The organism is Desulfurivibrio alkaliphilus AHT 2, from assembly GCF_000092205.1.
In the GTDB taxonomy this organism is placed as follows: Bacteria; Desulfobacterota; Desulfobulbia; order Desulfobulbales; family Desulfurivibrionaceae; genus Desulfurivibrio; species Desulfurivibrio alkaliphilus.
In genome coordinates this window covers 921,496-946,702 of sequence record NC_014216.1, presented here as the reverse complement: position 1 = coordinate 946,702, position 25,207 = coordinate 921,496, and the positions used below count along the sequence as shown (strand labels likewise).

Here is a 25,207-nt window from a genome sequence, read left to right as displayed (position 1 = left end):
GTAAACGGAGGGTAGTAGGTTCACGGTTTAGGCTGTGGTCATGGTATTGATCCTGCCTTCCGACAGGTGTAAAACCCGGTCCATGAAGGCCAGGCCGGATGATCGGTGGGTGATCAGCAACACGGTTTTAGTGGCCAGTATTGTGGCCAGGGAAGTTTGCAGCAGGGCTTCGGTTTCCTGGTCCAGCCCTTCGGTTGGTTCGTCCAGCAGCCAGACAGGAGCGTTTTTTACAATCGCTCGCGCCATCGCCAGGCGCCGCAGTTGACCGCCGGAGAGTCGGCACCCCGCCGAGCCGACCACCGTTTCCAGGCCAGCCGGCAAACTTTCCAGCCACGGCCCCAGGCAGGCCGCGGCCAACGCCCGGTGCAGTTCAGCGTCATCGGCGTCCGGCCTGGCCAGCAGGAGATTCTCATGGATGGTCGCATTGAAGAGGTAGGGGTGCTGAGGAACCACGGCAAACCATGAGCGTAACTGCTTGGATTGATAGGTTTCCAGCCCCTTGTCTCCCAACCTGATTGCACCTTGCTGGTACGGGTAAAACCGGAGCAGCAAATTGAGCACGCTGCTTTTACCGGCGCCAACTTCACCCACCAGGGCTATTTTCTCGCCGGCCTGTATCCGGAAATCGGCTCCCCGCAGAACGGGCTGACGGCCGGCGGGATAAGTGAACCACACCTCTTTGAACTCCAGCGACCAGGTGGTTGGCGGCGGGGCGGGGACCGGCGGTTCCGGTACCGGTGCCGGTTGTTCGCTCACGGCCCATAACCGCCGCGCCGCCCGTTCAATCCCTCCCCAGGCCTGCATGGCCGCCGGCACCTGCCCCACGCTTTCAAAACTGACCAGGGCCAGTACGGCCAGTAAGGGCAGGTAAGGGCCGGCCACCTCTCCCGCCGCCACCAGTGGCACCGTCACGGTCAGTACCAACGGCAGCGCCAGCCCCGCCAGCAGCGCCAGCCCGCCTTCCGTCAGGGCGGACAGGGCGGCCGACCGGCGTTGCTCGCGCCAGAGAAGCCGATTGGTCCTTTGCAGGCGGGCCACCATCTCTTGGCTGCGGCCCAGCACCAACAGTTCTTCCAACCCCCGAACCAACTCCACCACCCCGACCCGCAACTCAGTCGCAAGTTGTTCCTTTCGCCGGCTGGGCCGCCGGCCCAGGTACAGGGTTGCCGTCGGCAAAACCGCGCCGGCAAACAGCCAGAGCAGCAGGAGGCCGGCGGCCAGCAAGGGAGAAAAACAATAAAAAAACAGCCCCAGCGCGGACAACACCAGACCGGCCGCCGCCACCGGTAATAAAAAATGGAGATAAAAGCGATCCAGTTGGTCTATATCCACCTTCAGGCGGCTGAAAAGATCAGCGCTGTGCCAGTCCGCCAGGCCGGCTGGAGCCAAAGGTTCCAGACGCTGAAAAAAGTAGGTCCGCAATCGGGTCAGCAGGCGCAGGGTCCCGGCATGGCTGAGCAGTCGCTCCCCGTAGCGGCCGGCTACTCGAAGCAGAGCCAGGGTACGGATGGCGCCGGCCGGTAAATGGTAATTGAACGGCACTCCGCTCACCCCGGCCAGGGCCATGCTGGCCAGAAACCAGGCCGCCACGGCCAGCAGGGCGGCGTTGCTAAGCAAAGTAAGCACCGCCGCTGCCACCCCGGCTAGCAAGCGAGGCCATTCCGGGGCGGACAGGGACAATAAGCGCAGGAAGACTGAAAAGTTACCGTTGGTGCGCATCGAGATTTACCACTTGCGCGGCCAGGGTGACCATGGCAGGGTCGTGGCTGGATATGACCACCGTCCGCGTCGACGTCAGGGCCACGATGCCCTGCCTGATCCGGCGGCGGGCTGCCGGATCAAGACCGGCTCCGGGTTCATCCAGCAAGACTAGGGGGCAATTGCGCAGCCAGGCACGTGCCAGAGCCAGCAACTGCCGCTGGCCACCGGAAAGTTGCCTGCCCTCTTCCGCCAGCCGGGTCCGATAACCGGCCGGCAACTGCTGTACCTCCCGGTCGAAACCAACCTGCCGCGCCGCCTCTGCCACCGCCGTCCGCCCGGAGCCGGGCCGCCCCAGGGCGATGTTGGCCGCTACCGAGGCCGGCAACAGGTAAGGAGTTTGGGGTAGGTAGGCCAGTTGCTGCCACCACCATGGCGTGGTCGCCGCTTGCAGGGGGGTGCCGTTGGCGGTGATCTGGCCCGCGGTGGGGTGTAGCAGACCGGCCAACAATTTTAACAACGTGCTCTTGCCGCAGCCACTTTTGCCCGCCAGGCAGATCAATCCCGGCCCGGTAACGGTCAGATTGAAGTCGTGCAACACCGGCTGCCCCGGTTCATAGGCAAAGCTCACTCCCCGGCAGTGAATAATCATCGGCAAATCCGCCCGAGATGGGGGCGGCATGGTCAATGGAAATGGTGTGTTTGAGACGGTGGCCGAGGCTGGCAACGGCACCGGCCCGGCCCGCTGGCACACCGGCTCTCCGGCCATCGGCGGCTCCTCCTGGAGCAGCCCGGCAGTAGCGGTGGCGGCCTGGCGGGCATGAAAGTGGGTGCCAAGATTGCGTAACGGCAAATAGAACTCCGGGGCCAGCAGCAGAATGAAAAAGGCGCTGGCAAAGGGCAACTCGTTCCAGAGCAACCGAAAACCAAGCAACACCGCCACCACCGCCACACTTACCGTGGCCATGAATTCCAGCACCAGCGCACTTAAAAAGGCCACCCGGAGTACGGCCATGGTCTTTTCCCGGTACTGCTCGGAAATCTCGGTCACCATCTGCGCTTCCCGCCGGCCGGCATTGAATAACCGGATGGTGGTCAAGCCCTGGATTGCATCGAGGAAGCGGTGGCTGAGGCGGTTGATCTGCCGCCACTGTTCCCGGCTCAGTTGCTCGGCTTTCCGGCCGATCAGGACCATGAACAGGGGAATAAAAGGGGCGGAGAGGAGCAGGATCAACCCGGAAAGCCAGTCCAAAGGGAACACAAAGACCAGCATCGCCGCCGGTAACAGCGCCGCCATGGCCAACTGCGGCAGGTAGCCGGCGTAATATCCGTCCAGGGCCTCCACTCCGTCCACCGCCGCCGTGACCGTGGCACCGGTGGAACGGCGGTCGGTCGGGCCCCCTGACAAGCGCCCCTGGTTCGCCAGCAGCCGCTGCCGGATCTCATATTTGACCTTGGCGGCAGCCAGCCCCGCCTGCCACCGGGCCCCGCCGACCAGCAGAGCCCGGCTCAACACCAGCAGCAGGATTCCCGCCACCAGCGGCTGTACCTGAAGCCAACTCTCACCGGCAAACACCACTCCGTCCACCACTCGAGCCAGCAGCGAGGCTTGCAAAATCAGCAGTAGCCCCGCGCTCAGCCCGAGTCCCACAGCCAGCGCCAGGGAGCCGCCGGCACTCCTGGCCTGGCTGAAGAGCCAGCGGCGATCCTGGGCGCCGGTGGTAACGGCAGGTTCCGTTACCGGCATCAGTACCTCAAGTCCTCATAGTTGCTGAGTTTGTGACCAAATTTGAGATGTACCCAAGTCTGGTAAGCAATCACAATGGGTACGAACACCAGCGCCACCCCGAGCATGATTTTCAGCGTCAGCGGGCTGGAAGCAGAGTTGGCAATGGTCATGCTGAAGTCAGGATCCAGCGATGAGGGCAACAGGCGGGGGTAAAGCCCGATTACCCCAAACATGGTGATCCCGATAATGGTAACCCCGGATGCCAGCCAGGCGCGCCAGTGAGCCCCTTGCCGCAAACTGATACCGGCTGCCAGCAAGCCGGCCACCGGGACCAGCAGTACCGTCAGCAGGGCCGGATAGCGCAGGTAATTGGCAAACAGGTCAGTATAGACCAGGGTCAGCAGGAGAAACACCGGGACCACCAGCAGCACCAGCAACCACTGTTTGGCGGCCATAGCGGCGGCCTGCCTCTGCAGTCGCCCGTCGGCCTTGACCGTCAGCCACAAACAGCCGTGCAGGGCAAAAAGCAATACGAACAGCACACCTCCGGCCAGGCCGTAAGGATTGAGCAGCGCAAGCAGGCCGCCTTCGTTGATCTGCTGAGCGTTGAGTGGAATCCCCATGAAGATATTGGCAAAGGCCACCCCGAACAACAGGGCGGGCAAAAAACTGCCCAGCACATTGCAGAGGTCCCAAAACCGCCGCCAGCCGTCACTGTCGACCAGGCGACGGAATTCGAAGGAAACCCCTCTGAAGATCAAGGCAAAGAGCAAGAGCATCAGGGCACTGTACAGGCCGCTGAACAGCGCGGCATAGGTGGCGGGAAAAGCGGCGAAAGTTACCCCGCCGGCGGTGATCAGCCAGACCTGGTTGCCATCCCAGAAAGGGCCGGCGGCGTTGTATATTACCCGCCGTTCACCTTCGCCGGCGGCCAGCAAGGGCATATTGATACCCAAGCCCAAATCGTAGCCGTCCAGAGCAAAATAGACGGCCCACAAAACACCCCACAGCAAAAACCAGATGCTGCCCAACAAGGTTACATCCATGACTGCCTCCAAAATAAATAAATTGATTAAAATATTGTCAGTAATATATACACTTTAAGGGTGTCTTAAGCGGCACTCTGTTCCGGCTCCGGCCCCAACCGGCCATGCCGGAGCAGCAGGAAGACCCACAACCCTACCAGCAGAGTGTAAACCGCCATGAATCCGGCCAGGGAGCCGGCCACTTGGGCTGCCGTTACCCCGGGTGATACGGCATCGGCGGTGCGCATCACCCCGTGCACGATCCAGGGCTGCCGCCCCAGTTCCGCCACCAGCCACCCCAGTTGCACGGCAATGAAGGGCAATGGGATCAACCAAGGCATTACGGCCAGCAAACGTGGGGCGGCCAGAGGCTCCCGTCGATGTCGCCAGGCCCATACCGCTGCCCCCAAGAAGACCAGGCCCAGCAGCACCATCACTCGGAAGGAAAGAAAGGTGGGCCACACCGGCGGCCGATCTTGGGGGGCAAAATCCCGCAAGCCTCGCACCTCGGCATCAGTGTCATGGTAGGCCAGCCAAGAAAGACCGCCGGTAATCGGCAACCATTCCAGCCGATTGCGCTCGTTAGCCGGGTCTGGCACCACCAGCAGGTATTGCGGTGCCCGGTTGGTGGTTTCCCAGTGCGACTCCATGGCCGCCAGTTTTTCCGGTTGATGCGCCGCCACCGTGGAGCCGTGCCAATGGCCCTGGACCAGCAAAACCATTGCGAACAGCAACGTAAAAGGGGCGGCGATGCGGAAAGAGCGCTGAAAAAATTCCACCTCGCGCCGACGCGCCAGGTGGTAGGCGGAAACACCCAACACAAAAAGGCCGCTCAAGACATAAGAAGCACTAAGGACGTGGAAAAACTGCTGCCAGGCATAATCATTTACGACCAAAGCCCAGAAGCTGGCCAGTTCGGCCCTGCCGTCGGCCAGCAGGTATCCCACCGGATTCTGCATCCAGCCGTTGGCCATAATGATCCAGAAGGCGGAAAGGTTGGCCGCTAAAGCCACCAGCCAGATACATGCGTTATGTAGGCGGGGGGAAAGGCGTTGCCAGCCGAAAATCCACACCCCCAGGAAGGTTGACTCCAGGAAAAAGGCCAAAGTGGCTTCAATGGCCAGCAGAGAACCAAAGATGTCTCCCACATAGGCGGAATAACGCGACCAGTTGGTGCCGAACTGAAATTCCAGGGCAATCCCGGTTACCACCCCCACGGCAAAATTGATTAAAAACAACTTGCCCCAGAACTTGGCCATGCGCCGGTAAATCTCTTCGCCGCTACGCACAAACCTGAACTCCATCCAGGCCACCAGCAGCGACAGGCCCAGAGTTAGGGGCACGAACACAAAGTGTACGAAGGTGGTCAAGGCAAATTGCAGCCGAGACAATAGTAATACATCAAAAAATTCCATAATGATTACCCTCTTGTAAAAATTAATAGATAAGACTATGAAACCGCAGCACATACGGGACCGTTTTTGCCCTGTATGTGCTGCAAGCAATTTTTATACCGTCCTGGTTGGTTGCGAAAAAATGCTTTTTAACGGTGTGTTACTGCCAGGGTGTTTTGCTTTAACGGTACCCCTTCTGAAGCGGTTGACCAGTTTCTGGCTACCGTCTTGGTCAGAAAGTGGCTGGTTGCGGAGCATGGTGTCCCCAGCGCCATGGTCTCGCCCACGGTTTTCTTGCTGCTTTTTCCTTTATTTTGCACGCTGTGGCGACTGCACACCTTGGCCTGGTAATCCCTTGGCAGATGTATGGCATTGTCTTTGCATGTGACCTGTCTAGTCATATCGGCAAGCCGGCAACAGCACGGTACAAAACTGCGATCAGGCCCCGCCGGCCGATCTTGCCCCCGGCCCTCTTTGGACTTTTCCGGTCTTGCACCGATCCGTGGACTTTCTGCGGCAAGCCAGTTGCTGGTACTGTCCATCGGCAAAGTGCCGGTCTTTGAATAGGCCAAATGTTCCCACACCTGTTTGGCGGCCTGTCCGCCCCATGATGAAGAGGCGGCCATTTTCCGAACCATTGCACAATTGACCCGTGGCTGAAAGTGTGGCTTCCTCATTTTGAGCCCGCTCAAAACCGCCCAGCGCTATCGAATGTTATATTTTGAGTTTAAATGTTGCACTTGTTGATCAGGCTGTTTTGTCGGACAAACTTTAATTGCCACCCGCTAAACAGACTGCTACTATATGGTGGTCGATGTCAGGCAAAATTAACCTATATTGCTTTAATATAGCGGGGGAACGCTGGCACCGGATAGCAGGTCGCATCCCAGACCGGCCGAGCATAGCTTAAGGAGAAGGAGAAAGACTTCAATGAATCCCGACCTTACTTTCAGTCACCTGTCAACCATCAAGGTAAACGCCCACCACCCCACCAAGCTTTACCAGCAGGCCGAGCACGCCGTTTACTGGCTGGGGATCGATGAGGAAACGGCCTTTCGCTGTAATGTTTACCTGATCGTCGATGGCCGCCAAGCCGTGCTGGTCGACCCCGGCAGCCGCAGTTTTTTCCCGACCGTGCGCCGGCAGGTGGCACAGTTGCTGCCGCCGGAGCAAATCAGCGGCATCATTCTCTGCCACCAGGATCCGGACGTGGCGGCTTCGTTTCTCGATTGGCTGGAGCTGGCGCCGCGGGCCAGGATCTACACCAGCCCCCGCACCCAGGTATTGCTGCCCCATTACGGGCGGTCCGGTTACGAGTATTCGGACATCACTGCGCAACCCCGCTTGGAGCTGCCTTCCGGAGCTGCCCTGCGTTTCATTGAGGCACCTTTCCTGCATTCCCCCGGGGCGTTTGTCACCTATGATGAAACGGCCCGTTGCCTTTTTTCCGGCGATATCTGGGCCGCCTTGGATGTCGACTGGCAACTGGTCGTGGATGACTTTCACGCCCACCGCCAGCGCATGGATCTGTTTCACCTCGACTATATGGCTTCCAATATCGCCACCCAAGGTTTTGTCCGTCGCCTGGACGGCTTGACCATCGATGCCATCCTGCCGCAACACGGCTCCATCATCCCACCGCGGCATGTGGCGGCGGCCTTGGCCTATCTGCGCAATCTGCACTGTGGCACCGACATCTACTATCCAGACCTGCAGAGTGCCGCCGGTTACTGAAGCTGAAACTTGCCCCGGAAGCCCAACCGCCATGGACGAACAACACCAGTTTCAAGCCCGCATTGCCGCCCAGGAACGAGAGATCAACCTGCTGAAAGAAGCTCTGCGCCAGGCGGATCGTATCCGGCAACAATGGTCGACGGCAATTCGCACTCTGCAACGCACCAGGCGGGAGCTGGCGGAAAGCAACCGCGAACTGGCCATACTGCATAATGTTGCCCGGGCCGTGGGCGAAATCGGCGGCCTGAACGATTTAATGGACCGGATTCTGGGCCTGATGCTTGACCTGGTGGCCGATCCGGTCTGCTGCGGCATCTTTCTGGTGCAGGGCGACAAGATGGTGTTGGCCGCCACCCGTGGTGCTTCTCCCGCTTTCCTGGAAGCCCATGCCGATATGCGCATCGGGGATTGCCTCTGCGGTCAGGTGGCCCAGCATGGCGAAGTTCATTTCGACGAAGATGGTTCCATGACCCCCCAGCACACCATCAGTTACGAGGGAATGCAACCCCACGGCCACGTAATCTTACCCCTAAAAGCCAACAAGCGAACGGTTGGGGTTTTTTATTACCACCTGCCGCGGGGGAGCCAGATCCCGCTGCGCAAGCAAAACCTGCTGCGCAACATCGGCGCCCTGTTGGGTATGGCCATCGACAACGCCAGCCGTTTTGAGGAAAAAGACACCGAAGCCAGCCACGATGCGCTCACCGGGCTGGCCAACCGGCGACTGTTGCTAGTGGAACTGGAACGCGACTGGGCTGCAGCGCGGCGCGATGATAGCCCACTGAGCGCGGTTATGTTCGATATAGATTTTTTCAAACGTTACAACGATAACCATGGCCATCTGGAAGGCGACTTGTTGTTGCGCCAGATCGGAGAGATAACCCGTGACTGCGTACGCAAATGTGATCTTGCCGTACGTTACGGTGGTGAAGAGTTCCTGCTCTTGTTGCGTCGGACCACCATCGCCCAGGCCGAGATCGTGGCCGGACGACTGCGGCAAGCTGTGGCCGCCGGCACCGAAGTTACCGTCAGTTTCGGCATCTCCGGTCTCAGCCGCCAGGACCAGACCCCCTGGGCCATGATTCAGCGGGCTGACCAGGCCCTCTACGAGGCCAAACAGCGTGGCAGGAACCAAGCCCGCACCCATCCCCCCTCCGCGCCTTGCGCCCAATAGGCCCCTGCCAGTCATCGTTGCCCCACGTTAGGAATAGCATGATGTTGCCACCAACCTTTCTAAAACGCACTACCCAACCCACCAGAAACTGACCACCCAGCTCTCGCTTGATTGCTACGTGCCAAGATTTTTTCCCGTAACTACAATACATTGTCCCCGTTCTCCGACTTCTTGAGTAACTGGCACGCATTTTGCTTTTAAGAACAGAACAAAGGATGTCAGTGCTGACAACCAGTTGCGATCGCTTTCGGTTCAAGCATGCAAGGAGGACAAGCCATGACTATCAAAGAATCCATTCGGATACTTTCTCTATCGCCCTTTTACTACCGGCTTAACACGGCAGCCCGGAAAGCTCTGATCAACGAATTCAGGCAGGTTTACCAGGAAGCTAACCATGAAGGCGGGCGCTAGAAAAAACAGCCACAGCCAGCGAACGACTGTCTACGGCTTCGGCGCCCTTTACTGTAATTGGTCGGTTCAAACCAAAAAGGAGGTGATTGAGGGGAAAAACTCATAAGCAAAATCGGTAAGACCAACGGTGTTAACAATATGAAAGCAACAAACCAACAAGGAGGTAGAAGAGGATGAAGAAGCACAGATCGTTAATTCTGGCCGCCCTGGTCGCCGTGGCATTGACGTTCCCGTCACTGGCCATGGCCGGCAACGGTATTACGGCCACGGAGATGCAGGCCATGTTCGACGGCAAGGTCGAGGTCGCCGCCTTGACCGTCGGCGAAATGGAGGCCACCGAAGGGGCGCTGCTGACCCTGCCGTTGGCCCTGGTCAGCCCTGCCCTGGGCTTGACCGGACCGGTACTGGGGGTGGCTGAACCCCTGTTGGGCGGCCTGCTCGGCGGCGGTCTCCCTGTGGTTGACGGCCTGCTCGGCGGCGGTCTCCCCGTGGTTGACGGCCTGCTCGGCGGCGGCCTGCTGTAGCCCGTATCCTTATAAAATGAACCAGCTGGGGGCGGAGGCCGGTCGGCACCCGCCCCCAGCTCCTGCCAAATCTTTTACCGGTGCCGGGATCATCCATGCCACATTGCCCCACCATTTTTTTGGGCCTCTTGCTGCTGGGTTGGCTGACCCTGGCTCCCCTCCCTGCAAAGGCCGCCACCACCACCCAGCCGGCTTCACCGGCGGCAACCGACCCCGCCGCCTCCACCGAGGCCGAGGAAAGAATGCCGGTCCGAGTGGAGGAGCTGCTGACCCGGTCCGGTCGCTGGCAACTGGACGGCACCCTGCAGTACAACAACAACAACCGGCAGGCGGAGCACGTCACCCTGCAAGGGCCACATCTGAGCATTGGGCAGAGCAGGGAAAACAGCCTGGTCGCAGAGTTGCGTCTGCGTTACGGTGTTAGCGACCAACTGGAACTGGCGGTTTTCGGCTCCGGCTTCTGGGAGCAGCAACGGGATTACGTCGGCGGCCGGCAAGAGAGCACCAGCCGCAGCGGTTTCAATATGGCCGGCCTGGGAGCGGTGTACCAGTGGCGCCGCGAAGATCGGTGGCCGGCATTATTGTTGACGGCCAGCCTCAACGGCGTGGAGCAAACCCGCTTGGGGTCGGAGCGGGGCAGCAATTATCTGCGCACCATCTCCCCCGGGCTGATCACTTATTATACCCTTGATCCGGTGATTTTCTTCCTGCAAACCACTTACCAGCACCAGCGCTCCCGGCGGGCCGGTGACTACCATTATGAGCCCGGCTCCCTGCTGTCGCTGACCCCGCAACTTTTTTTCATCGCCAATCCCGATATCACCATCAGCGGCGGTTTCAAGTGGACCCTGCGTGGCGGTGACCGCTTAAACGGCCGCCGGCTCAACCCCACCACCAGTACCACTTCTCCCCTGCTGGGGATTTCCTATGCCATCAGCGACCGCCTGAGTTTTTTCCTGGACTGTGAATTTAACTTCGGTGCCAATTATGCCGGCTCACAAATTTCCTGGCGTTTGTCCAGGACCTTTTAAAGGTCGCCTGCCGCTGTTGTTAACGGCGCTGCTGCTGCTGCTGCCGGCTCTGTGCTGCCTCGGGGCGTGCGGCGGCGGTCGGACCTACCCCGGCCCCGAGCACCCGAAAACGGCCCGGAGTTGGGTGGAGATCCGGGATCAGCAGGTGGTGCGCCAGCATTATGACTATTCCTGCGGCGCCGCTTCCCTGGCCACCATTTTGCACCACTACTACGGGGAAACGGTGGCGGAAAAAGATGTTGTCGAATTCTGGCTCCAGCAACGGGCCCAGGAGCAACGAGAGGCGGAGCCGATGATGTCGTTCAGCGACCTGCAACAATACGCCGCCACGCTGGGTTACCGGGCCGCGGGGTTGGCCCTGTCGCTGGACTCGCTTGCCCAATTGCGGCGGCCGGCCATCCTCTATCTGGAAGTACGCGGGCGCGGCCACTTCACGGTTTACCGGGGCCTGGATCAGCGCTTTGTCCACCTGGCGGACCCCTCCTTCGGCAATCAACGCCTCAAGGTGGAACGTTTCCAGCAACTGTTTCATACCCGCCCGGACCCCAAGCTGCCCGGTCGCGCCCTGGTTTTGTTACCCCCACAGGATGCCCCGCCGGACCCGGCCCACCGGGCGGACTTTATGCAGCTCACCCCTTTTCCCGCCGCCTATCAAACCCTTTATCACAGAGCGTGGGGGGCGCCCACCCCGCTGGTCAGAAACTGGTGACCAAGTTGCCAGAAACAAACGCCCCGCCCCGTGGTATGGCCATCGTTTCTCCGGACAAAAAAACGTAACTACCGGCAGTTCCATTGGTGTCCCGTTTCTCTCTCCGGTGGCACAGTTATTGCTCAAACAACTGACTGCAGAAGGCGGTTTAACCCCAGGACAGGTATTGTCGGGCATTTACGATCGGCAGCCCTGGGGTCGTGCCGGCGATGTCCGGTACGCACGACGGGTTGAACCAAAACTCTCTCACCACTTACAGCCTAAGGAGGAAGAATGATGAATGAACCATAGCGAACTCCGGGAGGACCACGATGCCGGGGGCAAATACGGCCCCGGGATGACAACCATTACCTTTAAGGAGGAAAGAGGATGCTAAAAGCAAAACTAAACAAAGCGTCACCGCTGATTGCCGGCGCCTTGTTACTGGGGGCGGCCATGATCATGCCGTTGGGCGGCGGCGCCCAGGCAAGCCTGCTGGGCTCGTTGCTGGGCGGCTCAAGTGCCAATGAAAGCGAATCTAGTCTGCTCGGGTCGACAACCGGTACTGCGGACACCGCGCAGCAACCGCTGCTCCAAAGCACCGGCGGCAGCCTGCTGACCCCGCTGGATCCCCTGCTGGACCTGACCTTCAGCACGGTACAGGCCGGCAACATCATACTCAACCAGGAGACTCTTGGCCTGTTGGGAAACACCAACATCGGCGGCTTTACGTCGCCGCTGATCGGCTTGGCCGGCAATACTCTCAGGACCCTGGACCCCATCACCAAGCCGCTGATCGGCGGCACGGTGGTCCCCCTGGCCGCGGAAGTGGGCCACACCCTGACCCCGATACTGGGTTCGGTGAGCGGCTCCCTGCTGAACCCCGTACTGAATATGACCAGCAGTATCGTTTCGGATACTCAGGGTAACCTGATGGACGGGGTTACCTCCATTACCGGCGGCGAGGTTCGGGCCCTGATCCCCATGCCCCTGGATCCCCAGCGGCGCTGTGAAGATTGTCACCACAGCCGGGGCGCCCTGATCTCCGCCATGCTGGACCCGGTCTACAACATGAAATATCCGGGCCTGGCCCAGGATGTGCCGTTTGTGGACAATTTCTACGTCAATCCCGGCTACACCAGCCTGCCGGACAGCGCCATGTCGCTGAAGGTCAACCACCCGTTCTGGGAAGGTTGCGTCACCTGCCATGGTTCCGGCGATACCTTCAACCCCTTCCCCTCCAACAACTGGGTACCGAATGCCAATCCCAACGACGGCCCGGATTACGCCTGGGGCTGGAAGGCCACCAACGATGTCAGCAGCTCCTGCGGCAAATGCCACTACGAGCAGGCCGATGCGTTTAACCATGGCATGATGGGTACCCATCGCGGCCATCTGGGCTCCTTCAACTATAACGCCGTCCTCTGCGAGGGCACTAATACCGAGTCCAACTTCATCTACGACCCCGCCGGCTCCTGGCAGGCCGGTACCGATCTGGACCGGTTGCCGCTGGATCGCAAGGGGCGGCCCGTCGACGCCGGTTACTACCAGTCCCGGGCCAGTTGCTCCACCTGCCACCAGGGTTGTTCCGATTGCCATATGACCGGCCCCGGTGACGACCCCATCGGTATCGCCAGCTCCATCAACATTGCCAAATACGCCCAGGGGGTGGAGATGGTCAATGTGGACCGGCAGCATACGGCGGCCGCGGTGCGGGTCAAGGCCTACGAGATCGGTGCCCTGCGGCGGGGCGGCACGGCGATGCTGATGTACCGCAAGGGCTATATCCCCGGCGTGGCGCGGGGGATCCCTTACACCATCTACGAGGCCGGCATGGACATCACCAACCACAAGCTGGTGCTGCCCACCAAGGGCGAGGAAGGCAATGTCCGGGCCCCGCAGAGCCAGGATCAGTCCATCAACTTCTGCTGGCGCTGCCACTTCCGGACCGGGGCCGAATACACCGGCACCTGGATCAACATTGTCCCCAACCCCAATACCGACAAGAAAGACCTGGCCCATTACAACGCCGGCATGTCCTGCACCGACTGTCACAAGGGCGCGCAGGCCATGGGCCACAGCAGCCGGGATTCGCTCTCCTTCCAGGGCAGTACGGAAGCGGAGGACAACCCCTCCCGCCCCGGCGGCAACCCCATCGGCAGGGTGCCGGAATGGCCCATCACCCCCAACCCCACCAAGACCACCTGCGGGCTCTGCCATACCAAGGCGGGTAAAGAGCTGGGTCCCACCGGCGGTTTGGACTACGGGGATCTGGTTACTCCCAAGTACCAGGAACGGGCACGGCTGGTGCGCGGTCTCGAGTACATGCCGGTACCCGGCAAAGAATCCGAGATGCATCATCAGAACGTGAAGTGCGAGGCCTGCCACACCCAGTTCCAGCAGCAGTGCTGGAACTGCCACCTGGAAAAGGCGGAAGAGGTCTCTGGTCTGCCCTACATTCCCACCTACGACCTGGGCTTTGACAACCCCCTGCCGACCCCGGTGCTGGGACCCATTGTCAATGTCCGGGAAGCGGAAGGCGAGCCCCATCTGACCGACGAGGAAAACGCCATCCTGCAGGAAATCCCCGGCCGGAATGACGTGGCCACCCTGAGCCTGCTGCTCACCTTCCCCGACAGCCCCAACACGGTCAACAAGAACGCCCGCTTCCTGGCCCGCAACAACTACGGTCAGGTGGGTTCGGTGGTGCACTGCCCCGGTTCGCCGGCAGGGGTGAACAACCCCAACCGCAGCCCGCAACCCCTGAACACCGACGGCGGTCGCTTTCTGACCAAGTCCGGGCTGTACGGCGAAGTAGGCGCGGTCAGCGATCCCACCACCGCGGCGGATGGTTCGTGGTACATGAAAGCCGGTCACAGCATCGCCCGCAATCCCGACGGCGAAGGCTTCGAGGCCTGCTTCAACTGCCACGCCGACACCGTCCGGCTGGGCCAGGATCCGGTGACCCACTACATGCACAACCCGTGGATCATGAAGTCCATCGGCGTACCGGAAGCCATCATGCCGGCTACCCACTTCGCCAACAACTTCGCCATGGTCAAAAACGGCAGCCGTTACAACTGTAACTGCCATTCGGCCGACGGTATCGTCCACAGTGGCACCTTTGACGGGCCCTGGCCGCTGCATACCCTGCCGGTGGCCTCCCCCCCCAGTGATCCTGGTGACCCTGGTGACCCCGGTGACCCCGGTGACCCTGGTGACCCCGGTGATGTGGACCCGGTAAATGGCGCCGAGTTGTTCAATGCGAACTGCTCATCGTGCCACGGCTCGGCCCACGCCAGCAACATCCCCGGGCGGGCGGCCTCCCAGCTCAAGGAGCGGGCGGAAGGTGATGCACCTCACATGATGAAGTGGCCTGCGGACACTTTCAGCGACGCGGACTATAACGACATGGCCGCGGCCCTGTCGGGAGAGCCCGATCTGTAAGCGGACCCGATGAATCCTTAACCACAACCACCGGTAACGGGAGGGGCTCACCCCTCTCGTTACCGGTGCCTCTGCATGTAAACCCACCCCTTTTGGGGTGCCGCAACCAAGCGAACCATCGAGCCGGAGACTGATACGGTGCGCTACCTTCACACCCCCTTTAAGCACTGCTGGCGTTTTTTCACCTCGATTAAATTGGCGATAGTGCTCATCGCCGTAATTGCTGCGGTGTCCATTGTCGGCACCGTCATTGAACCGGCCCATGGTCGGCCGGAACACAACATCGGAATTCTCAGTTCCCTGGTCGGGGCCTGGGCCGCCCCTTACCTGTACCAGGCCTTGGACGCCATGGGGTTCATGGACAACATGTACCGCAGTTGGTGGTTTATCACCCTGCTGCTGCTCTTCGCCCTCAATTTGCTGATCTGTTCCCTGGATCGCTTGCCCAGGGTGTTGAAAATAATTCGCACCTCGCCGTCCCCGTTGCCGGCATCGCGTTTTGCCACCGATCCCCGCAAAAAAGAGCTGCTGCTGGCCGGTTCTCCGGAGCAGGCAGTGGAGCAGGTGGCCGCGACCATGCGCCGGGCCGGTTTTTTCCCCACCCGAACCCCGGGGCCGGAAGCCGGGGAATATCAGTTGGTGGCCCAGCGGGGCGGTTACAGTCGCCTGGGCAGTTACCTGATCCACCTGAGCATCCTGATCATTCTGGCCGGGGCACTGGTGGGCGAACTCTTTGGTTTTCGGGCCGGAGTCGACATCCCGGAAGGATCCGCCACCGATGTGGTCTACACCAGGTACGGCGAGGAAATTCCTCTGGGATTCACCGTCCGTTGCGACAACTTTCAGGTCAGTTTTTATGATCAGACCGATATTCCCCGTGCCTATGAAAGCACTCTGACAGTAATTGAAGAGGGTGGCGCCGGCACCTCGCGGGTGATCGACGTCAACACCCCCCTCAAGCACCGGGGAATCACTTTTTACCAATCAAGCTACGGCTTGGTGCCCAACGCCATTGAGCACAGCGTTTTCATTTTTCGCATCACCCCCGTGGATGGACAGCCGGTGGAAAAACAGTTCCGCTTCGGCGACCACTTTGCCATCCCCGGCACCGACCTGGTCGCCCTTATTGATGACTTTTCACCCGCCCTCGGGATGGACCGGGACGGCAATCTGGTCACGTACGCCCAGCAAATGAACAACCCTTCGGTCCTGCTGCTCTTTTTTACCCGGGACGGGGAATGGTACGACAGCCAGTGGTTGATGCAGCGCCGCCCCGATTCTTGGCGTTTGCGCGACGGGCACACCGTGGAATTCGTCGATCTTTGGGGCATGCAATATACCGGCCTACAGGTCAAAAAAGACCCCGGGATCTGGATTGTTTACACCGGTTTTATGATGCTGTGCATCGGCTTGGGTGTGGCTTTCTGGGTCAGCCACATCCGGGTCTGGGTCCGGGTACAGGCCGCCGGCTCCCGCCGGGTTAAAGTAACGTTCTGCGGAACCACCAACAATAACCCGCCGGGTTTACTCCGCCTGCTGGAAAAGATGGCGGCCGTCGCCAAACAGCCTGCCGCCGCACGCCCCTAAGGGCAAGCGTGATCAATCGTTATTTTAACATTAAGTACAAGGAGACCGCCCATGAAGTTGTTGATTGTTCCTCTGCTCACCCTGAGTTTGCTTCTATCCGCCTGTTCCGGCGACCCCAAGGAGCCCCCCGTCGCCGCAGCTGATGAGGGTATGACGGTGGCCACCGTAGACGGCGCCAGGATTACCATGGCGGATGTCAGAAATGAAATGGAGTTACGCCCGGAAGCCACCCGCGAGTTTTTCCGGGCCCATGACGGTGCCGCCAGGTTTGTCGATTCCCTGGTCACCAAGGAGGTGCTCTACCAGGAAGCCCGGCGCCGCGGGCTGGATCAGGAGCCCCAGCTCCGCCGGGTAATCGATGATTATGCCCGCACGCTGCTGGTCAACACCCTGATCGAACAGGAACTGGCCCCCAAGGTGCAGTTCGGCGAAGAAGATCTGCAGGAGTATTACCGCAATAACCCGGAGGAATTTATGACCAGGGAAAAGGTGCGTCTCAGCCGGATCGTGGTGGGCAGCGCTGAAGAGGCCCAGCAGGTTCGAGCCCGGTTGTTGGCCGACGAAGATTTTGCCGCCGTGGCGCAGGACCTTTCGCTGGAGCAGGAAACCGCCGCCGGCGGCGATCTAGGCTTTGTCGAGCGCGACGCCCTTTCCGAGCGGGAAGCGCATTTGGCCTTCAACGTGCTGGGTCTCGGCGATATCAGCAGTCCGCAGGAGTTGGCGGAAAACCGCTTTGTGGTCATCAAGCTGACCGATCTGCAAGGCGAAACCGTGCCTTATGAAGAGATAAAAAACCTGCTGGCTCAGCGCATGGAGACCTTCGGCCGTAAGGCCGCTTTCGAGGACTTTGTCGCCACCCTCAAGCAGGATCGTAAGATAGAATTCAGTGCCGAAGCTATCCAGCAGTTGATGCAGGAGGCCGGTCACGGCTCCATGATGTAGTCCGACGCCCGGTGAATTCCCGGCGGCGGCCGAGTTGTTATACAATCGTTTGTAACCCAAAAAACAGAGCAAAAGGAGTAAGACATGAGGTATGCCAAAAAGACAGCAATGATGTTCGCCATCTCCATGTGCATGATCAGCGGGGGGGCGGCCCAGGCCGGAAGCGCAAGCGACCCCGGGGATTACGTGGCCAAAATCAACGGCACCACCCTGACCATGGAGGAGGTGAAAACCGAGATGGAACTGCGCCCCGAAGCGGTCCAGGGATTTCTCCAGCAGCATGGCGGCGCCGCCCATTTCGTCGATTCCCTGGTGACCAAAGAGATTCTTTATCAGGAAGCGCTGAAACACGACCTGGATCAGTTACCACGCCTGCAGGAACTGGTGCGAGATTTCCGGAAAACCACCTTGGCCTCGCTGCTGGTGGAAAAAAAACTGAGTGACAAGATAGAATTAAACGATGAAGTCCTGCAAAGATACCTGCACGAAAACGCCGAAGAGTTCACCGTCAAAACAGCCGTGCAGGTAAGCAAGATCGTGGTGGAAACTCCGGAAAAGGCCCGGGAGGTCCAGGCGCGGCTGGCGGCCAGCGACGACTTTGCCGTGGTGGCGCAGCAATTTTCCCGGCATGAGGAGTCGGCGGCCAACGGCGGCGATCTGGGTTTCGTGGGGCGCCAGGCCCTCCCCTCGGATCTCGCCCACCACGCCTTCAACGTGTTGCGCCAAGGTGAGATCAGCGCTCCCATTGTCCAATCGGGGGGGATTTACTTTCTCAAGGTTTCGGATTACCGCGGCGATCTGCCCGAGTTTGATAAAATTCGCCAGTTACTGACCCAGCAGGTGGCCCCACATCTCAGGCAAAACGCCTTTGAACAATACCTGGCTGAGCTCAAAGAGGAGTATCAAATCGAAATCAACCAAGAAGCCCTGCGCGGACTGACCACCTCTCTGGGCCAGGGACCAGCCGCTCATCCCCTGCCGGCGGATGGTGAGTTGCCGTAACGCCGGCCTATGGCTTCGGTGCTTCACTAACTGGCCAGAATCTGGTCGCCTTAGCCGCCAGAAACTGTTCAGTAGATGTACTGAGCCCGGGGAGCATCTCCGGCCCGCCATGCTGCTCACCACCGCGAAGCCGCATGGTGGGGGCAATCCCGGCAGTCGGTCAATTTACCGTTTTGATGGGCATATTTTTTGCTTACACCGATATGTAGAGAGTAGTCCGGGTCGGCGTCACGCCGCCCAGGGGAGAATCGGGTGCCGCCAGCACAGGACCACCCGTCACGTAATCTTCACAATTTGGAGGCCGGAACCATGCAGACCATCCTTTACACCATCCTGCAGCAACTCAAGCGCAGCAGCAAAAACCAGGAAGGCGCCACCGCCATCGAGTACGCCATGATCGTCGCCGTCATGACAGGAGTGGTCATTGCCGGCTATCAGCTCTTGGGTGAGCAAATATTAGCTCTCCTGCAGTCTGTTGCCGAGCAGATAACCGGTCCCGGCGAAGGCGGATGATCTGCCGCCTTCTGGGGCGGGAATGGTGCCGGCTGCTACCGGGCGACCTCAACCAGGCGGAGGTTTTTTATTCTCCACGGCCGGGCGGGCGCTCCAGCGATCGGCATAACCAGCGTGGTGCGGCGGCAGTGGAGTTTGCCCTGGTCTTTCCCCTGCTCTTCCTGTTTGTCTACGGGATTGTCAACTGGGGGATGATCCTTTCTTTGCAGAACAGCATGCATTATGCCGCCCAGGCCGGCGCCCGTGCCGCTCTGGCCGCCGATCCCCGGCACGAGGATTATGCCGAGGTGCTGGCCGCTCTGGCTCGCCAGAGCGCCGGCGTCAGCCTGGAAACGGCCTGGCAGCAATGGCCGGCGGCCTGGAGCGAGCTGGTGCTGGGGAGCGATTACCAGCAGGTGGAGGTTGTACTCTCCACCGATGCGGCCGAGAGCGACTGGTTGCTGGTGCGCCTTACCTGGCCAGATTACCCGCAGAATGCGCTGTTACCGCTGCTGCAGTTCGGCGACTGGACCATCCCGCCCGTACCCGATCAGCTAACGGCGCAAATCAGTCTCCGGCTCTGAACCCGGCCCCGGCGCTCGGGGCTGCAACTTTCACCGGGGCCCTTAGATACCTGCAAATTCTGCTCAGATTCTGGCGAGCCGGTCAGGCTCTGATTGCTGGCGAGGATAAGGTAATGCCGACACGCCCGTTAAAAATCTTGGCCATGGTCACCGCCTTGGCTGCCCTGTTGTTTGCCTATCTTGCTTACCGCCACACCGCGGAACCGCCGCCGATTTTGCCTTCGGAAACGGACCTGGAGGATGCTTTGGCTAAACCGGAGGAGACAGCAGCCGACTGGCCCCGCATTGTGGTGGCCGGTCAGCCGCTGTCCCGCGGCGAGCCCATCACCGCCGCGGCGGTGCAACTGGTGCCTGCGCGGCTGGTGCCTCCCGACAGCTTTTCGAGCCTGGAGGAGGTGGTGGAGCGGCGCCCGGCGGTATCGCTCCAGATCGGTGAGCCTCTGACCAAACGTCATTTCCTCCCCGGCAGCGAGTTGGCCCATGTTCTGGATCCCGACGAACGGGCCGTGGCCATTGTGGTTAATGATGCCATTGGGGTGGGTGGTTTTCTGGCCCCTGGAGATCACGTGGATGTCCTGCTGTATCTGGCCGCCGACCAGCGTCGCCGACAGCCGGCGCAGGCCAGGATCCTGCTGGCCCGCCAGCGCCTGTTGGCTTATGGGCAAGCACCGGCTGCGGCTAAGGCCGGAACACAGCCCGCCCGTGGGGCCGGGAGAGGAAGCGACACCGCCGTCCTGGCGGTGCGCACCGAAGATGCCCCCAAGCTGCTGCTGGCCGCCCAGGTGGGCACCCTGCACCTGGCTCTGCATGGACCCGAGCCGGGCAGAGTGCTCGGGGAGGAGGCGGACAGCACCTTGGATGCCATTGCGATCCAAAGCCCTGCTCCTGCTCCCCCCCCAGCCCGTCAGCCGGTGGCGGAACCACCGCCCTCGCCGCCCCCAACCACAATCTGGCGGGGTACCGACAAATCAACGGTGGAGTATCCTCAATGAGCATCCTGAAACGATCAGTTACCCACCCGCTTCTCCTGCTGACCATGTGCCTGGCGGTCTTGTTGCCGCCCGGGGCGGTGGCCGCGGCGCCTGATTCCTGGCGCCCTGATTCTTTGCGATTGGAGGCCCAAAGTCAGCATGTAATCAGCCGCGACCAGCCAATTATTCGCGTGGCGGTGGCCGATCCCAGCATAATGGAAGTGGAAATGATTTCCCAGCAAGAACTCCTGCTGACCGCCCTGGCCCCGGGAGCCACCCAGTTGCGACTATGGCACCAGGAGACCGAGCCGGAAATGTTGCGGGTGGTAGTGGTCCCGGCCGCCCCCTATCAAGACTACGATATCCAGGTAAGGGCTGATATCCGGGTGGTGGAAGTCAGCCGCCGGGCCCTCCGGCAGTCCGGGGTCAATCTGCTTAAAGATTCAGACAGCATTACCGTGGCCACCACCGCCCCCGGCGTGTTGACCGGGATTGACAACCAGGCCGCGGGCCTCCCGCTGGCCAGCGACAGCGGTTTTGTCCCCCTGGCGCAAGCCTTTAATTTGGTGGCCGGAGACGCCAAGCAACGCCTGCTGGGAATCATCAGCCTGCTGGAAAGTAACGGATTCGCCTATACCCTGGCCGAGCCCAGCCTTACGGTAATGAGCGGCAAAACGGCCAGTTTTCTGGCCGGCGGGGAGGTTCCGATCCCGGTCAGCCACGGCACCAGCGGCAGTGTCAGCATAGAATACCGGGATTTCGGCGTCCGCCTGCAACTCACCCCCACGGTGCTGGATCCGCGGCGCATTACCATCGAGGTTTCCCCCGAGGTCAGCGAACTCGATTTTTCCGCCGCCGTTTCCACGGCGGGGGTCACCGTGCCGGGTTTCCGGGTGCGGCGCACCGAAACCACCGTGCAACTGGCCGACGGCGAGAGTTTTGTCATCAGCGGGCTGATCAGCAATGAAAATGCCTCGACGGTGGAAAAAGTTCCGTTTCTGGGTAGCCTGCCGATACTGGGAGCCTTTTTTAAATCCACCCGGCTGCAGAGCAACGACAAGGAGCTGATCATGGTGGTCACCCCCCACCTGGTCCGCCCTCTGGAGCGCGGTGCCCAGGTCCCGTTGCCGGGTGAGCATTACCGCGACTACCAGCCCGGTTTTGGCACCCTGCTGTTCCTTGAAGACGGCAGCTTTAACCGGCGAACCCATGACCTGGAGGGTGGCTTCAGTGAATGAGAGCACCATGCAGAACACGGATCACGGCAATGTCATCGCGGTTTGCAACCGGCAGGAGCATGTACAATGGTTGATCGATGCCTTGGATGATGAGCGGGATGTAGTGCTGGCCGACCACGACTCGGTGGAACGCATTGGGCTGCTGGTCGATGCCGCTAAGGCCACGGTGATCTTCGTGCAGCTGGAAGAAGGGGAAATCCATTCCCATACCAGTCTGATCGAGGGTTTACTGGCCTTGAAACCCGGACTAAGCGTGGTCGCCATCAGCACCGATGTGGACCAGACCCTGCTGCTGGCGGCCATGCGGGCCGGGGCCCGCGATTATTTGCGGGTGGGCAGCGACCCCCGTGAGGTGGTCAACCTGGTCCATCACCTGGAGGAAACCACCCCGGCCCGCCAGGCGGCGACCCCGGAAAGCAGCCGGACTTACTCCTTCATTTCCGCCCGCCCCTACGAGGGGGTGACCACCCTGGCCGTGCACTGCGCCCTGGCCATGTTGACCCGCCCCCCCGGCGACGGCCGGGTTTTGCTGTTGGACCTGGGGCTGCCGCCGGGCGACACCCAACTGGCTTTAGGGTTGCAACCGACCTACAGTTTTCTCGATGCCATCCGCAGCGTTCGCCGTTTTGATCAGACCCTGATTCAAACCGCCTTCATCCGCCATGACAGCGGCCTGACCACCCTCGCCCTGCCCGAAGACTTAAAGGGTATGGCAGAGGTAACGGCGGCGGATGTGATGATCCTGCTCAACGTGTTGCGTTCCTATTTCAGCCGCATCGTGGTTCATCTGGGCGGGGTCGAGCCCACCGATTTTGTGCGCCTGATCCTGGCCAAATCAGACCTGGCCCTGTTGATGGTGGAGCAGTCCCTGCCTCATTGCCGTTCCAGCCAGCAGTTGCTGGCCAAGCTGGCGAATCACGATTATCCGGTGAACAGCATGGGGATGGTTGTTGACCGTTATTCGCCGGATGTGGGCTTATCGGCCAGCGACATTTCCGAGGCCTTGGAACTGACCCTTTTTCACCGCCTGCCGCCCAGCGGCCTGGTTCGTATGCAGGCCTTGAACAGCGGCCAGAGCATTTTTGAACTGGCCCCCCGCAACGGATATGCCAAGGCGGTGCATGAGTTTACCGATAAATTGATTGGTTGCAGCGACCACCGGAATGGATTAAGCCCCCGCCGCAACTGGCCGAGTTGGCTGGGCCGGCTTTTTGGCTGACCGACCCGACCCATGCGGCCGCCACCCCGGCTCGCCCGGCCGGCGGCAGAGATGATAAAATGATGAAAAGATAATGTTGCCATGAATTATTTCGACCCGCTCCAGGACGAACAGCGCAAGCGCGACGACGAGCATTACCAGCAGCTCAAAAAACGCCTGCACCGTTACCTGATTAAAACGGTGGAAGCGGAAAACGCGCTCATCGACTCTTGGTCCAAGGATCAGTTGCGCCACTACATCACCGGCAAGATCGGCCATTTTGTGGCCGACCAGCGGCTGGCGGTCAACCGCCGGGACGGGGAGCTGTTGACCGATGAAATGATCGATGAGTTGCGGGGGTTCGGTCCCATCCAGCAGTTGATCGAGGATGATGAAATCAGCGACATTCTGGTGAACGGCCCCCGGGATATCTATGTCGAGCGCCAAGGCAAACTCAGCAAGACAGCGCTCCGTTTCATCGACAACGACCACGTGATGCGGGTTATCCACCGCATCCTGGCCCCTTTGGGGCGGCGGGTGGATGAAACGGTTCCCCTGGTCGATGCCCGCCTGCCCGACGGGGGGCGGGTCAACGCCATTATTCCGCCGCTGTCGCTTTGCGGCCCCTGCATTTCCATTCGTAAGTTCCGCCGCCTGCCACTGGCCGCCGGTGATCTGCTGACCTACCGGACCTGGGATGAAGCCATTCAGGAATTTCTGCGTCAGGCGGTGAATAATCGCTGCAACATCCTGGTTACCGGCGGCAGCGGCGCCGGCAAGACCACCCTGCTCAATGTCCTGGCCAATTTCATCGCCAAGGATGAACGCATCGTTACCATCGAGGATGCAGCGGAGCTGTCACTCAACCACCCCCATGTGGTCAGCCTGGAAACCAGGCCCCCCAACCTTGAGGGCCAGGGGGAGATCACCACCCGGATGCTAGTGCGCAACGCTCTGCGGATGCGCCCCGAACGGATCATTGTCGGTGAGGTGCGCGGCGAGGAAATGCTGGACATGCTGCAGGCCATGAACACCGGCCATGACGGCTCCATGGGCACCCTGCATGCCAACAGCCCGCGCGATGCCCTCAACCGCCTGGAAATGCTGGCCGGTTTTGCCGGCTACCGGGGCAGCGAGCACACCCTGCGCCAGCAGGTGGCGGCCGCCATCGACCTGATTGTCCAGGTCGGGCGCCTGGCCAACGGGGAGCGCAAGGTATTGCAGGTGCAGGAAGTTACCGGCGTGGCCGACCAGAATTATCTGTTGCAGGAGCTGTTTCACTTTGACCAGAAACTGCGGTCTTTCCAGCAACTGGCAATCAAGCCGCATAACCGTAAATTGCAACAGCCGGAAAAAAAAGCTGCCGCGCCCGGTTTTGCCGGCTATTTTACACCATAATTTGTAACCCTGGAGGGCGGCGTGGAGATTTTTTGGTGGTATACCTTGCTCGCTCTGCTGATGTTGGGTTTGTGCGCCGGACTGCTGTTGGTCCTGGGGCAACGATATCGGCAGCGGCAGCGCTTCCTGGCCCGGATCAACGCCTCTTTGCCCCGGCGCCGGAGCCAGCCGCCACCGCCTGGAATTCATCCCTGGCTGGTCTGGCCGGCCACTCAGGCCACCGTGCTGCTGCGCCGGGCTGGGCTGGCCCCCTCTCCCCGGTTATTGCTGGGCGCCGGCGCCTCTTTGCTGCTGGCCCCCGTGGCGGGCCTGCTGCTGTTTGGGCCCGCTGGCGCGGTACTGCTGCCGGTCGGCGGGGGTGCGGCCGCCGGTGGCCTGCTCTACTATCGTAGTCAACGCCGCCGGCGCTTGATGGTGGCCCAGATTCCAACCTTTATTGACCAGTTATTGCGGGCCGTGGCCGCCGGCCACACCCTTGACGCCGCCCTGCTTACGGCCACCGCCGACAGCCGGCTGCCGCTGGGCGAAGTGCTGGAGCAGGTAACGCGGGAAATCAAGCTGGGCGGGGAGATCGACACCGCGCTCAGCGAGGCGATCCGTCTTTACGACCTGGAGGAGCTGCGCCTGCTGGCGCTGGCCATCCGGGTCAATCGGCGCTATGGCTCCAGCATTCAGGAACTGCTCCGGAGTCTGGTCACCCTGATTCAACAGGAAGAAACCAGTCGCCAGGAGTTTCGTGCCCTGACGGGTGAAAGCAGGCTCACTGCCTGGGTTTTAGGGCTGATGCCGCTGTTGCTGGTCGGCTTTTTGTTATTGACCAATCCGGAGTATCCCGCCCACCTTTGGCATGATCCGGCGGGGCGGACAATTCTGCTGATCGCCCTGCTGCTGCAAAGCGGCGGGGTATTGGCCTTATGGCGTTTGACCAGGGTACTGTAAC

22 protein-coding genes are annotated in these 25,207 nt (G+C 60.7%); 17 read left to right on the top strand and 5 right to left on the bottom strand.

All coding sequences use genetic code 11. From position 1 onward, the window contains the following. Positions 1-27: 27 nt before the first annotated feature. The 5 genes from cydC to DAAHT2_RS14605 form a co-directional block, all read right to left on the bottom strand. Positions 28-1,719: a thiol reductant ABC exporter subunit CydC gene (gene cydC, locus DAAHT2_RS04020; protein ID WP_013163027.1), complete on the bottom strand. Its 1,692-nt coding sequence runs from the start codon at positions 1,717-1,719 to the stop codon at positions 28-30. Next, positions 1,703-3,445: a thiol reductant ABC exporter subunit CydD gene (cydD, locus tag DAAHT2_RS04015; RefSeq protein ID WP_013163026.1), complete on the bottom strand. Its 1,743-nt coding sequence runs from the start codon at positions 3,443-3,445 to the stop codon at positions 1,703-1,705. Before cydD ends, cydC begins: the two co-directional genes overlap by 17 nt. Next, a complete protein-coding gene (gene cydB, locus DAAHT2_RS04010; RefSeq protein WP_013163025.1) occupies positions 3,445-4,473 on the bottom strand; it encodes a cytochrome d ubiquinol oxidase subunit II in 1,029 nt (342 codons plus the stop codon). Before cydB ends, cydD begins: the two co-directional genes overlap by 1 nt. Before the next feature lie 65 nt (positions 4,474-4,538). Continuing rightward, on the bottom strand, positions 4,539-5,867 hold the full coding sequence (locus tag DAAHT2_RS04005; RefSeq protein WP_013163024.1) for a cytochrome ubiquinol oxidase subunit I: 1,329 nt from the start codon (positions 5,865-5,867) through the stop codon (positions 4,539-4,541). Positions 5,868-5,995: 128 nt separating this feature from the next. Continuing rightward, positions 5,996-6,472, bottom strand: a complete 477-nt coding sequence (locus tag DAAHT2_RS14605; RefSeq protein ID WP_157861410.1) for a hypothetical protein — start codon at positions 6,470-6,472, stop codon at positions 5,996-5,998. A gap of 304 nt (positions 6,473-6,776) precedes the next feature. Here DAAHT2_RS14605 and DAAHT2_RS04000 point away from each other — a divergent pair, with 304 nt between their 5' ends. From DAAHT2_RS04000 to DAAHT2_RS03925, 17 genes are all read left to right on the top strand, one after another. Next, positions 6,777-7,580 (top strand): oxygen-binding di-iron domain-containing protein, encoded by an 804-nt coding sequence (locus DAAHT2_RS04000; RefSeq protein ID WP_013163023.1) that lies wholly within the window; start codon positions 6,777-6,779, stop codon positions 7,578-7,580. A 31-nt stretch (positions 7,581-7,611) separates the two neighbouring features. Next, positions 7,612-8,754 carry a GGDEF domain-containing protein gene (locus tag DAAHT2_RS03995; protein WP_013163022.1) on the top strand — a complete coding sequence of 381 codons (1,143 nt, stop codon included), beginning with the start codon at positions 7,612-7,614 and terminating at the stop codon, positions 8,752-8,754. Between the two features lie 276 nt (positions 8,755-9,030). Further along, positions 9,031-9,165, top strand: a complete 135-nt coding sequence (locus DAAHT2_RS15195) for a hypothetical protein (RefSeq protein WP_013163021.1) — start codon at positions 9,031-9,033, stop codon at positions 9,163-9,165. A gap of 173 nt (positions 9,166-9,338) precedes the next feature. Continuing rightward, positions 9,339-9,689: a hypothetical protein gene (locus tag DAAHT2_RS03990; RefSeq protein WP_013163019.1), complete on the top strand. Its 351-nt coding sequence runs from the start codon at positions 9,339-9,341 to the stop codon at positions 9,687-9,689. Positions 9,690-9,784: 95 nt separating this feature from the next. Beyond that, a complete protein-coding gene (locus DAAHT2_RS03985) occupies positions 9,785-10,720 on the top strand; it encodes a hypothetical protein (RefSeq protein ID WP_013163018.1) in 936 nt (311 codons plus the stop codon). A 16-nt stretch (positions 10,721-10,736) separates the two neighbouring features. Continuing rightward, a complete protein-coding gene (locus DAAHT2_RS03980; protein WP_049824359.1) occupies positions 10,737-11,429 on the top strand; it encodes a C39 family peptidase in 693 nt (230 codons plus the stop codon). Between the two features lie 369 nt (positions 11,430-11,798). Next, positions 11,799-14,855, top strand: a complete 3,057-nt coding sequence (locus DAAHT2_RS03975) for a c-type cytochrome (RefSeq protein ID WP_013163015.1) — start codon at positions 11,799-11,801, stop codon at positions 14,853-14,855. Positions 14,856-14,993: 138 nt separating this feature from the next. Continuing rightward, positions 14,994-16,442 carry a cytochrome c biogenesis protein ResB gene (gene resB, locus DAAHT2_RS03970; protein ID WP_013163014.1) on the top strand — a complete coding sequence of 483 codons (1,449 nt, stop codon included), beginning with the start codon at positions 14,994-14,996 and terminating at the stop codon, positions 16,440-16,442. A gap of 51 nt (positions 16,443-16,493) precedes the next feature. Beyond that, positions 16,494-17,384, top strand: coding sequence for a peptidylprolyl isomerase (locus tag DAAHT2_RS03965; protein ID WP_013163013.1), 891 nt, complete (start codon positions 16,494-16,496; stop codon positions 17,382-17,384). 84 nt (positions 17,385-17,468) lie between these two features. Beyond that, positions 17,469-18,386 (top strand): peptidylprolyl isomerase, encoded by a 918-nt coding sequence (locus DAAHT2_RS03960; protein WP_013163012.1) that lies wholly within the window; start codon positions 17,469-17,471, stop codon positions 18,384-18,386. Positions 18,387-18,695: 309 nt separating this feature from the next. Then, positions 18,696-18,899 (top strand): Flp family type IVb pilin, encoded by a 204-nt coding sequence (locus tag DAAHT2_RS03955; RefSeq protein WP_013163011.1) that lies wholly within the window; start codon positions 18,696-18,698, stop codon positions 18,897-18,899. Further along, complete coding sequence (locus tag DAAHT2_RS03950; protein ID WP_013163010.1) at positions 18,896-19,462, top strand: TadE/TadG family type IV pilus assembly protein; 567 nt, start codon at positions 18,896-18,898, stop codon at positions 19,460-19,462. Before DAAHT2_RS03955 ends, DAAHT2_RS03950 begins: the two co-directional genes overlap by 4 nt. 113 nt (positions 19,463-19,575) lie before the next feature. After that, a complete protein-coding gene (gene cpaB / locus DAAHT2_RS03945; protein ID WP_013163009.1) occupies positions 19,576-20,454 on the top strand; it encodes a Flp pilus assembly protein CpaB in 879 nt (292 codons plus the stop codon). Beyond that, positions 20,451-21,671, top strand: coding sequence for a type II and III secretion system protein family protein (locus DAAHT2_RS03940; RefSeq protein ID WP_013163008.1), 1,221 nt, complete (start codon positions 20,451-20,453; stop codon positions 21,669-21,671). Before cpaB ends, DAAHT2_RS03940 begins: the two co-directional genes overlap by 4 nt. A gap of 7 nt (positions 21,672-21,678) precedes the next feature. Continuing rightward, positions 21,679-22,890: a CpaE/TadZ family protein gene (locus DAAHT2_RS03935; RefSeq protein WP_013163007.1), complete on the top strand. Its 1,212-nt coding sequence runs from the start codon at positions 21,679-21,681 to the stop codon at positions 22,888-22,890. A gap of 81 nt (positions 22,891-22,971) precedes the next feature. Continuing rightward, positions 22,972-24,267, top strand: coding sequence for a TadA family conjugal transfer-associated ATPase (locus tag DAAHT2_RS03930; RefSeq protein ID WP_013163006.1), 1,296 nt, complete (start codon positions 22,972-22,974; stop codon positions 24,265-24,267). A 21-nt stretch (positions 24,268-24,288) separates the two neighbouring features. Beyond that, on the top strand, positions 24,289-25,206 hold the full coding sequence (locus DAAHT2_RS03925) for a type II secretion system F family protein (RefSeq protein WP_013163005.1): 918 nt from the start codon (positions 24,289-24,291) through the stop codon (positions 25,204-25,206). Position 25,207: the final 1 nt, after the last annotated feature.

Excerpts from the sequence above, each read along its gene's own strand:
- cydB (WP_013163025.1), bottom strand. The coding sequence starts at position 4,473 with ATGGATGTAACCTTGTTGGGCAGCATCTGGTTTTTGCTGTGGGGTGTT.
- DAAHT2_RS03930 (WP_013163006.1), top strand. The coding sequence starts at position 22,972 with ATGAATTATTTCGACCCGCTCCAGGACGAACAGCGCAAGCGCGACGAC.
- DAAHT2_RS03960 (WP_013163012.1), top strand. The coding sequence starts at position 17,469 with ATGAGGTATGCCAAAAAGACAGCAATGATGTTCGCCATCTCCATGTGC.
- cydC (WP_013163027.1), bottom strand. The coding sequence starts at position 1,719 with ATGCGCACCAACGGTAACTTTTCAGTCTTCCTGCGCTTATTGTCCCTG.
- DAAHT2_RS03940 (WP_013163008.1), top strand. The coding sequence starts at position 20,451 with ATGAGCATCCTGAAACGATCAGTTACCCACCCGCTTCTCCTGCTGACC.
- DAAHT2_RS03935 (WP_013163007.1), top strand. The coding sequence starts at position 21,679 with ATGCAGAACACGGATCACGGCAATGTCATCGCGGTTTGCAACCGGCAG.
- DAAHT2_RS14605 (WP_157861410.1), bottom strand. The coding sequence starts at position 6,472 with ATGGCCGCCTCTTCATCATGGGGCGGACAGGCCGCCAAACAGGTGTGG.
- DAAHT2_RS04005 (WP_013163024.1), bottom strand. The coding sequence starts at position 5,867 with ATGGAATTTTTTGATGTATTACTATTGTCTCGGCTGCAATTTGCCTTG.
- DAAHT2_RS03965 (WP_013163013.1), top strand. The coding sequence starts at position 16,494 with ATGAAGTTGTTGATTGTTCCTCTGCTCACCCTGAGTTTGCTTCTATCC.
- DAAHT2_RS03950 (WP_013163010.1), top strand. The coding sequence starts at position 18,896 with ATGATCTGCCGCCTTCTGGGGCGGGAATGGTGCCGGCTGCTACCGGGC.
- DAAHT2_RS15195 (WP_013163021.1), top strand. The coding sequence starts at position 9,031 with ATGACTATCAAAGAATCCATTCGGATACTTTCTCTATCGCCCTTTTAC.
- DAAHT2_RS03995 (WP_013163022.1), top strand. The coding sequence starts at position 7,612 with ATGGACGAACAACACCAGTTTCAAGCCCGCATTGCCGCCCAGGAACGA.
- DAAHT2_RS03975 (WP_013163015.1), top strand. The coding sequence starts at position 11,799 with ATGCTAAAAGCAAAACTAAACAAAGCGTCACCGCTGATTGCCGGCGCC.
- DAAHT2_RS03985 (WP_013163018.1), top strand. The coding sequence starts at position 9,785 with ATGCCACATTGCCCCACCATTTTTTTGGGCCTCTTGCTGCTGGGTTGG.
- cydD (WP_013163026.1), bottom strand. The coding sequence starts at position 3,445 with ATGCCGGTAACGGAACCTGCCGTTACCACCGGCGCCCAGGATCGCCGC.
- cpaB (WP_013163009.1), top strand. The coding sequence starts at position 19,576 with ATGCCGACACGCCCGTTAAAAATCTTGGCCATGGTCACCGCCTTGGCT.
- DAAHT2_RS04000 (WP_013163023.1), top strand. The coding sequence starts at position 6,777 with ATGAATCCCGACCTTACTTTCAGTCACCTGTCAACCATCAAGGTAAAC.
- DAAHT2_RS03990 (WP_013163019.1), top strand. The coding sequence starts at position 9,339 with ATGAAGAAGCACAGATCGTTAATTCTGGCCGCCCTGGTCGCCGTGGCA.
- DAAHT2_RS03955 (WP_013163011.1), top strand. The coding sequence starts at position 18,696 with ATGCAGACCATCCTTTACACCATCCTGCAGCAACTCAAGCGCAGCAGC.